This window comes from Verrucomicrobiota bacterium, assembly GCA_027622555.1.
Lineage (GTDB): Bacteria > Verrucomicrobiota > Verrucomicrobiia > Opitutales > UBA2995 > UBA2995.
This window is the reverse complement of record JAQBYJ010000059.1, coordinates 26,424-35,084: the sequence shown is the minus strand read 5'-3', so window position 1 is coordinate 35,084 and position 8,661 is coordinate 26,424. Positions and strand designations below refer to the sequence as shown.

Below are 8,661 nucleotides of genomic sequence, written 5' to 3'. Positions count from 1 at the left end.
GTCTCAGGAATCGGAGGCCACCAAACGACTCTACGGAATCGACGAGGAGCGTACCCGTGAATTCGGCACAAAGTGCCTCCTGGCCCGCCGCCTGGTGGAACGAGACGTGCGCTTTATTCAACTTTACTCCGGTGGAGCCCACACGGACAGCAACTGGGATGCTCATGGCGATCTCGAATTTAACCACAACAAACACGCCGGTGCAACTGACAAACCAATTGCCGGTTTGCTCAAAGACCTTAAACGTCGAGGATTACTTGAAGAAACCCTGGTAGTCTGGGGCGGCGAGTTTGGTCGTCAACCAACTGCAGAATACGCCAAAGGAACCGGACGCGATCACAATGCAGCCGGATTTACCATGTGGATGGCTGGAGGCGGAATCAAAGGAGGCCTATCCTTTGGCACAACAGATGAACTGGGCAACGAAGCAGTAGAAAACCCGACACATGTCAAAAAATTGCACGCCACCATCTTACATTTGATGGGCCTGGACCCCAACCATTTAACTTTCCTCCACGGTGGATTGGAAAAGAAATTGGTCGGAGTTGAAGGTGCGGATATCATTCCGGAGTTGATCGCGTAGGTTCGCCAACTCCATTTGAGATTGCGAAAAAACGGCTCGTTTTTCTGTTCCTAAAAGACGGCTCGCTCGGCGATCGAGCCCTACCCTGTCACAGGCGTATTTTCAATTGCGGTAGGGCGGCCTCGCCGAGGGCGCCGTCGTCAGTGCACCAATACGCTCTCATTTTCTCCGACCACTTCAATTACTCAGCAAATCATCAGAGTCTTTCGCCTCGATTGAGTAAATATTCTCCAATCCACGCAAAATAATCGATCCAGGGGTAATCGCCGGCATGGCCCAGATCTGGTCATCCAATTCGTTGAGACGGACCTCATTTAAAATCGGGCCTGATTCGAGGACATGAGTAATGCCCTTTCCATCGATACAATAAATATGACCATCGTAGGCCCAAGGAGTTGACCAGAACTCGCGAGCCTTTTTTAAGTGTTTTCGATAGTAATGTACGTCGCCGGTTTTTGCGTCGTAGCAACTTACCATACCTGTCCGTCTTTCGAAGGCATAAACGCAACCTTCGTAGATAAGTGGCGAAGACATAGCTATCCCGCCATTGGGATTTTTCCACTCAACCCCGTCGTTTGAGGTCTGACCTTCAGCGAGAGAAATGTCGCCGGAGGCTCCGGCTCTGATCGAAAACATAAATCCACCGGCGGCTCGTTTCTCGTTAGCGATTATGAGTCTGTCACTATCTCCTACGGCAGTAGAACTGCTACGACCGCCCTCCATATTTATTTGCCACAATAATTCGCCATTTTCCGGATTGTACGACCGTGCAATGGCACCCTGTGTCACCAGTTCTGAGCGAAGCCGGTTACGCCAAATCATGGGCGTACCGCGATTGGGACCCTCGTCACGATTAACTTTCCATTTTTCTTTTCCAGTCAGCGCTTCCAACGCGATCAAAGAAGAAAAATCCATGCTATCCACCTGCATAAAAAGGATACCCTCATGGATCATCGGTGAAGTCCCAGTCCCCCACTCTGCATCCATTTCAAAGACACCAAGATCCTTTTGCCAAACGAGCTCGCCGTCCAAGGTAAATGCATGGAGCCCCATCGTTCCAAAGTAAGCGTAAACATGTACTCCGTCCGTAACCGGAGTCTCTGCTGAATAAGGGCTTCCCCCATGAGTAGCCACTTTGGATGGACCTTCATAGGCAGTCTTCCGCCACAAAATGCCTCCTGTTTTTTTGTCCAGGCAGATGACCTCAAGCTTAATGTAGTTTCCGGCCGAGGTCCGGTACTCGCCTCCGCCTTTGCTTCGGTTTTCCATTTCTTCCGCTGCCAGAGTGGAGCCGGTAATAAAAATTCGATCACCCCAGACGATAGGTGAAGACCATCCCAGGGCCGGATTCGGAACCGACCACTTCAGGTTTTCCTCCAAATTCCATTCAGTCGGAATCTCGATTCCTTCAATAATCCCGGTTTGGTCCTGCCCACGGAATTGGGTCCAGTTTTGGGCACAGAGTTGGCTACCACAAAGGACGAACAGAAGAAGTGTAACTTTTTTCATGGGGTAATTCATTAGGGCAAATTCAATAGTTATCCTTGTTTAAATCTATAGCTATCATTTTATTGTCGTTTCTGGCAAACATGGTTTTTTGAGCAAATGCTGGATGACTCCAAACCACTTTGCGGGCTCCTCCGGCATTGGTGGAGTTGGTGGGTTCAATCACATGGACTCGCCCGATTTCGTCGTAACCCTGGGGAGAAATTTCCGCTATGATAAAATCTCCACTTTCGTTTAGTAAATAATACAAATTAGTATCGCGGTGACGAATCAGGAATGCGGTTCCTTGTCTGGTTCGCCGCACCGTGTCATTCACGACCGGTTCATTCGTTTCCCATAGTCGGCTTCCATCTTCCACTTTGATGGCCATCAAAGAACTGGAGCCATTATCAACTCCGTAAATCGCATCCTTAGTGAATATAGGCGCACTGTTTACCGGATAAACCGCATTTCTCGGATTGCCCTGCCAAACCGTTTCAACTGCAGGGGTGCCGCCCACGGACTTAAGTAAAAACAGAGCCGCTACCTGGGGACCACCAACAAACAACTGCGATCCTAGTTTGCGGGGTATTTGAATCGAGCCGCCCCAATCGGGATTCAATGCTTCCGACCAGTAGAGATCTCCCGTTTGCGGGTTCAGGCTATTTACAGATTCAGGATGCCAAACGATCAGTTGCTCCTTGCCACCATGATGTATAATACTGGGCGGACAATAGCCCTGCTTGGCCGCAGACAGACCACGCCACAGTTCCTTTCCCGTATCTTTGTTAAAAGCCACCACAACACTACCCTCCCCACCAACGATACAATAGAGCGTATCTTTATGAACCATTGGATGGGCTGAATGACCCCAAATGGGCGTTTCTGCTCCGTATTCCGCTCGAAAATGCTTGCTCCAAATCAACCTACCAGAGTCCGCATCCAGGCAGGTAAGGTTTCCCTCCGCTCCCAATGCATAGACTTTTCCATCGACCACAGTCGGAGTACATCGAGGTCCGCTGGGGTAGGACATGTTATAGGGACATTCATAGTCGTATTTCCAGATCAGCCTGCCCGTCTCCGCATTCAAACAAAGTATTCGTTCAACGCCACTAATCTGGTCGGCGGCACCGGCGTTGTTGGTTATTTCACCCGTTTTACGGATATAATCCATAAGGTAAACTTTCCCATTCGCCACGGCTGGGCCTGTGTAACCAAGGCCCACTTCATACTCCCACAGGGTTACAAGTCCTCCGTCAGGAATTGCGGTAATGACACCCTGCTCATGATAGACCGAATCTCCGGTCGGCCCCAACCATTTCGGCCAATCAGCAGACTTCAAGAATGAGGGAGAAACCAAACAGATTAAAAGTAGAGATAGATGTTTCATTGTAGAAATCAAAACGGAGTTAGGGATCACGACTACTTCAGATAACTTTTCTTATCCAGATCACCCGCGATCAGTTTTTTATCGTTACGCGCAAACATGGTTTTATCAGCGAAAGCCGGATGACTCCACACCACCTTGCGACCTCCGTTAAAGTTTGTAGGTTCCAAAACATTCTGACGTCCGATTTCACGGTAACCGGCGGGGGATACTTCGGCAACAATCAGATCACCGTTTTCGGTAAAGATAAAATACCTGTCACTCTTTTCCTGGCGGATTAGAAATGCGGTTCCGTGGCGAATTTTATTTTTGCTGTTCGCCAAAACTTCCGGATCAAGAACAGGTTCCTGGGTCTGCCAAATACGTCTACCGTCCACCGGATCAACCGCGATCAACGCACTCTCTTCCAGGTCTACTCCGTACAAGGCATTTTCGGTAAATACCGGAGTGTTGTTCAAAGGATAAAGGGCATTTGCAGGATTACCGAGCCACAACACCTCCGCGCCCGGCACGTCATCTGATAACTTCAATAGAGCACCGGGACCACCTTGACCGGAAACATACATGAGGGAACCCGATACTCGGGGTGAACCTACTGAAAGTCCCAGCTTGGGTCGAAGATCATGAGACCAATAGGTATTCCCGTTTAACGGATTTAGACTAAACAATCCCTCTGGATGCCATATGATGAGTTGGTCTACACCTGCTCTATGAATGATAGAGGGTGGACAATAGCCCTGAGAATCAGCGGACAACTTTCGCCAGCGTTGCTCCCCGGTATCTTTGTCAAATGCGACCACGACGCTGCCGATTCCACCCACGATGCAGATAACTACATCATTGTAGACTAGCGGATGCGCAGCATGTCCCCAGCGTGGTGTTTCCGCTCCGTAATCACTGCGGAAACTCTTACTCCAAATCACCTCACCCGTATTTGCATCCAGACAATTGAAATCTCCTTCGGCACCAAGCGCGTAAACCTTACCCTCGGAGTAAATCGTCGTGCAACGTGGACCGCTCGCGTAGGACATGCGGTAAGGGCGTTCATAGGCGTAGGTCCAAAGGAGTTTGCCCGTTTTTTGATCCAGGCAAACAACTCGCTCCTGGCCGGTTATCTCATCACTCCAGCTGGCGCGATTGGTAATTTCGCCGTCCCTTTGAATATAATCCATCAGGAACACCCTCCCATCAGCAACCGACGGCCCTGAGTAACCCATCGCAACTGGAGCTTCCCAAAGGATTTTTAATCCTTCTGCTGGGATCGAAGTGATAATCCCCTTTTCATGATAAACCGAATCCCCGGTTGGGCCCAACCATGAAGCCCAGTCATCGGCAAAGGAGAAGGTAAAACTAAGGCAAACAATAAAGGCGGATAGGAGATATTTCATTCAAGCAATTTCGGGGATAACGAAAATAGATTGTTAGAATTTGACGAAATGTCAGAGCAAGCCCCAATGAAGCTCAAAAATAACATTGGTAGCACAATTGTCAGATTGTAAGCTGCTTTAGCTGCGATCTGTGGCTTAAAGATGCCAAGCTGGGGCTTGGCGTTCCCGGGGAATCGCAGCTAAAGCAGCTCCTACAAAAGTCGAATTACTGACTCGCACAGCTACCGATCCACCCGATTTAGCCCCACTCCCGTCTTTGGAAAAGAAGCTTTGAAAGCCAGAACTCCACACAACAAATTGAGTACGACAATTCCGGTTAGCAGACCCACAACTAACACAGCAGTTGGCACAGCCGGTAGAGTTTGGAGGTTCGGCCAAACAGAGATACCGGAGGCGATCAACCCGATAAGTAAGCCCCACGCAACCAATCTGCTATACTCGGAGTAAACCAATCTCCCAAGCAGTTTTCGAGAAATGCCAATCGCAGTCATGACCGAGAATTCACCCAGCCGTTCTTGAATACTTCTGGCCACGACAATGGTCAGACCAAGACTGCCCAAAACAACGCCCAGACTTCCAAGCACATTGAAGATAGCGATGTAGGTATTTTCGATTTCGTGGAACGAAGCTAGAATATCTCGGGACAGGTCCACTTTACCACCCTGGTCGGTGGATGCACTTTCGATGCGATTACGAACCTCAGAAACATCCGTCTCCGGCAACACATCTACCAGAAACATCGAGTAACCTGGATTCGATGGAAACTCACGAAGCAGATGTCCCTCATCCACCAACAAGTAACCTTGGAATATCGATTCCTTGATCGTACCAACAATCTGAACCCTAAAGTCCTGCCCTGTTTCATTCTGGTAAAGGAAGGTATCGCCCACCTTCTTCTTCAACGCCCACATCATGGTGGTTTCATCGACGATGGCTGGGACTGCGTTTGATGCAGTCAGACTTTCGAGTTTTTCCCAATTATCACCTGCAAGGGTTTCGTCGAGCTTGCTCAGTTGAAACGCCCCGAGTTCATTTAATGTGCCGACATTGACACCAATCAACTGAGGTTGGGACGTGGTGTTCAGGTTGAAACAATTCACATTGTCCCCCGCCCCTTTTCGAATGGGCACGATTTGGCTAACATCCGCTTTGACGTTCTCGAAAATCTCAAAGGTTTCACCTTCCCCATCTCGTGGAAGATTTAGCGCTGTGGTTGTTTCAGATAACAGCGCGAATCCTCCTGTACCACTGGAGCGCTCCAGCCAATCGTCTCCCACATGTTTTCTAAATGAAGCGACCGACAACACCATAAATACCGCAGACGCAATCAGCCCCACCACCGTCAAGCTTCGAGACACGCGGGAGGAGATGTTCAGTTTACCCAGATAACTGGGATCCATCTCCTGCTCACCCTTGTGCGATGCCAACTTTAGTAAGCGAAGCCTGCAGTAACCGAGGCCTGCAATGAGCAACGAGAAGCCTGCCATGTAAAATGCACCTTGGGCAGGCATGAGAGAACCCGACATCAAGACAGAGCTGATTCCCAGAACCAATCCACCGACAACAAGAAGCTGAGTCTTCCAGGGTCTGCCAGAGGTATAGGTTGTTTCTTCAACATTGGATTTCAGACGAATTGAAAGGGATTGCTTTGCCTGCCTTCGAAGCGCTAACCAGAGGACAATCAGCGACATTACCAGGAAGCTGATCACACCGATGGAAATAGTCATGGGATCCGCATGAAACACAAAGGTCGAAGCAGAAGTCTGTCCTGCCCAGATCGTTTCAAGAAAAGAAAGTATGCGCTTGGTATACCAGGCAGCGAGCGGTAGTCCAACAACACAGCCGACAATCAAGATCAGGATCCCTTCGCCCAATCTCCAGCGCATCAATTGCTTTCCCTTAATTCCAAGTGAACTCAACAGGGCGGCTTCCCTATTACGTTGAAGCAGGCAAAACTGAAACAACATGGCCACCAGACCTAGGGCAGCGAGAATCAGAAAAAAGCTCATGCCAACAAACAGCCCACCAAAGTCGACCGCCGAACTTGCCGAGGCTTGCGCATGGGACCTGAAGCCCTGCACGAGCAATTGATTCATTTCAGGACGTAACACATCGAGGATGTCTGGCTCAAGGTCCACTTGCTGACCTCGCGGAATTCTCAAAGCGGTAAAATCTCCCCAACGCGTCGACCAAATATTTTGCCCTGCCTCTAGGGGTAAAAATACTTTGGGCGTTCCACGATACTCTTCCCAGTAGTCCTCATCCTTGTCTCGAATTCGATCCATCTCCAAGGGGAGCCCTGCATCCCAATCACTGGGAACCTCCGCCTCACTGATTCCAGGAAAATTGGGCATCCAATCACGGTCGGCTGCCTGCCCTTCAATGGGAATGATCGAACGAACGGTATAGTTCGAAGATTGCTCAACCAACAGTCCTGACTGGGCCGTTTGGTAATAACTGAGTTCCACGAAATCCCCCACCCGAGCATTCAAGTCCTCAGCTACCCAGCTGTTTAATACCACTTCATCTGCCGCCAAATCGTCAGGCAGAAATGAAACCGTTTTGGGATCCACCGAGGAACCGATAGAATACGGTGTGGAATTTTCTCCAATCTTAATACCGTTCACTAAATAGGATGTTACAGGTTGCACTCGGGGAATTCCATCGAGGATCGCTTGCCCAATTTGGCTATCGATAAAGACCCGCTCCGATTTTACTTCCCAGGTTTGGGCCGTCTCCAACCAATCCAGGCTTATTTGGTAATCGGTGAGCGTCGCCCTTTGCTTGAGAGCTGCTTCAATATCCTTCCCGGACAAGTTCGTTTTAAGCAGCAACAGATTTGCCCGTCCTTCGAATTCAAACGCTTCCTGAAGTAACTTGATGGGCATAAAAACAGAAGGCTGAGGAACCTGGGTCGTTTCCAAACTGAACCTTCCAAACGATGCATCATCGAGTACTCGTTCGACGGTACACCGAACACTTTCCAGAGAATCGTCTGCACCCGCAACCGGTGCGTTGCCGGCAATTACACCCGGTCTCTGAAAACGAATAATAAGCGTATCGCCCACTCCCAGGCCCAAGCGCTCGGCTAGCACTCCATTAATCGCTACATTCGATTCGCTAAGATTTAGATCCAACGGCTCCGGAGCGAACTTCCAGAATGATGAAGTTACGCCAACCAATTGAACCTGATTCGCCACGTCCCTTCCCTTGCTGGCAACGCCTTTGGCAAAAAGAACCGGGGCAGCGGCAAGGTCGGCGCCAACTTCAAGATCACTGGCCAACTGCTCTCTAAAAAAACGATCTCCACCTGTTATCAAGTGGGTGGTTTGACCGATTCGGTTTTCACCAATCCGCCGCAAGGATTCCTTGACCGAACTACCTGAAAACAAAGCACCGAGAAGCACCATCGCACCAAGAACAGATCCGAGAAATACACCCAGATAGGCGTTACGAAAATGCCAGAGGCTCTGTAAAATATAACGTCGTGTATCCATTCCTAGGAGACCAGGTAGTTAATGAACCGGGCCACATCCTTGCAATTAACAATAAGGGAACATCTCATAGTATTGAGGGCCAAATTGAAAAGTTTTCACCATGGACAATAGCGAACAACCATTTCCTCCAGTACGGCAAACCGAATCAAACATTAAACGTACGAAACAACAGACACAGTGTGAGAGATATTGGACCTTTCCAAATTGCAAACTCCTATTTCATCTTTATTGCTTCCGAGAAGACCCCACGGTCAAAGAAGACAGGGTCACAAAGAAGACAGAAAGAAGACAGGGTCAATGCTCAATCAGAAAGAAGACAGG

5 protein-coding genes are annotated in these 8,661 nt (G+C 49.3%); 1 reads left to right on the top strand and 4 read right to left on the bottom strand.

What is annotated here, in order from left to right:
• Positions 1 to 583 (top strand): DUF1501 domain-containing protein (locus O3C43_15365; GenBank protein ID MDA1067870.1); only part of this gene is annotated, 583 nt, incomplete at its 5' end.
• A gap of 177 nt (positions 584 to 760) precedes the next feature.
• Here O3C43_15365 and O3C43_15360 read toward each other — a convergent pair.
• The 4 genes from O3C43_15360 to O3C43_15345 all read right to left on the bottom strand — a co-directional run bounded on the left by O3C43_15360 (position 761) and on the right by O3C43_15345 (position 8,340).
• Positions 761 to 2,092 (bottom strand): PQQ-binding-like beta-propeller repeat protein, encoded by a 1,332-nt coding sequence (locus O3C43_15360; protein MDA1067869.1) that lies wholly within the window; start codon positions 2,090 to 2,092, stop codon positions 761 to 763.
• Positions 2,093 to 2,114: 22 nt separating this feature from the next.
• On the bottom strand, positions 2,115 to 3,458 hold the full coding sequence (locus O3C43_15355) for a PQQ-binding-like beta-propeller repeat protein (GenBank protein MDA1067868.1): 1,344 nt from the start codon (positions 3,456 to 3,458) through the stop codon (positions 2,115 to 2,117).
• A gap of 32 nt (positions 3,459 to 3,490) precedes the next feature.
• Entirely contained in the window at positions 3,491 to 4,843 is a 1,353-nt protein-coding gene (locus tag O3C43_15350) for a PQQ-like beta-propeller repeat protein (GenBank protein MDA1067867.1), read from the bottom strand.
• 221 nt (positions 4,844 to 5,064) lie between these two features.
• Positions 5,065 to 8,340: an FtsX-like permease family protein gene (locus O3C43_15345; GenBank protein MDA1067866.1), complete on the bottom strand. Its 3,276-nt coding sequence runs from the start codon at positions 8,338 to 8,340 to the stop codon at positions 5,065 to 5,067.
• Positions 8,341 to 8,661: the final 321 nt, after the last annotated feature.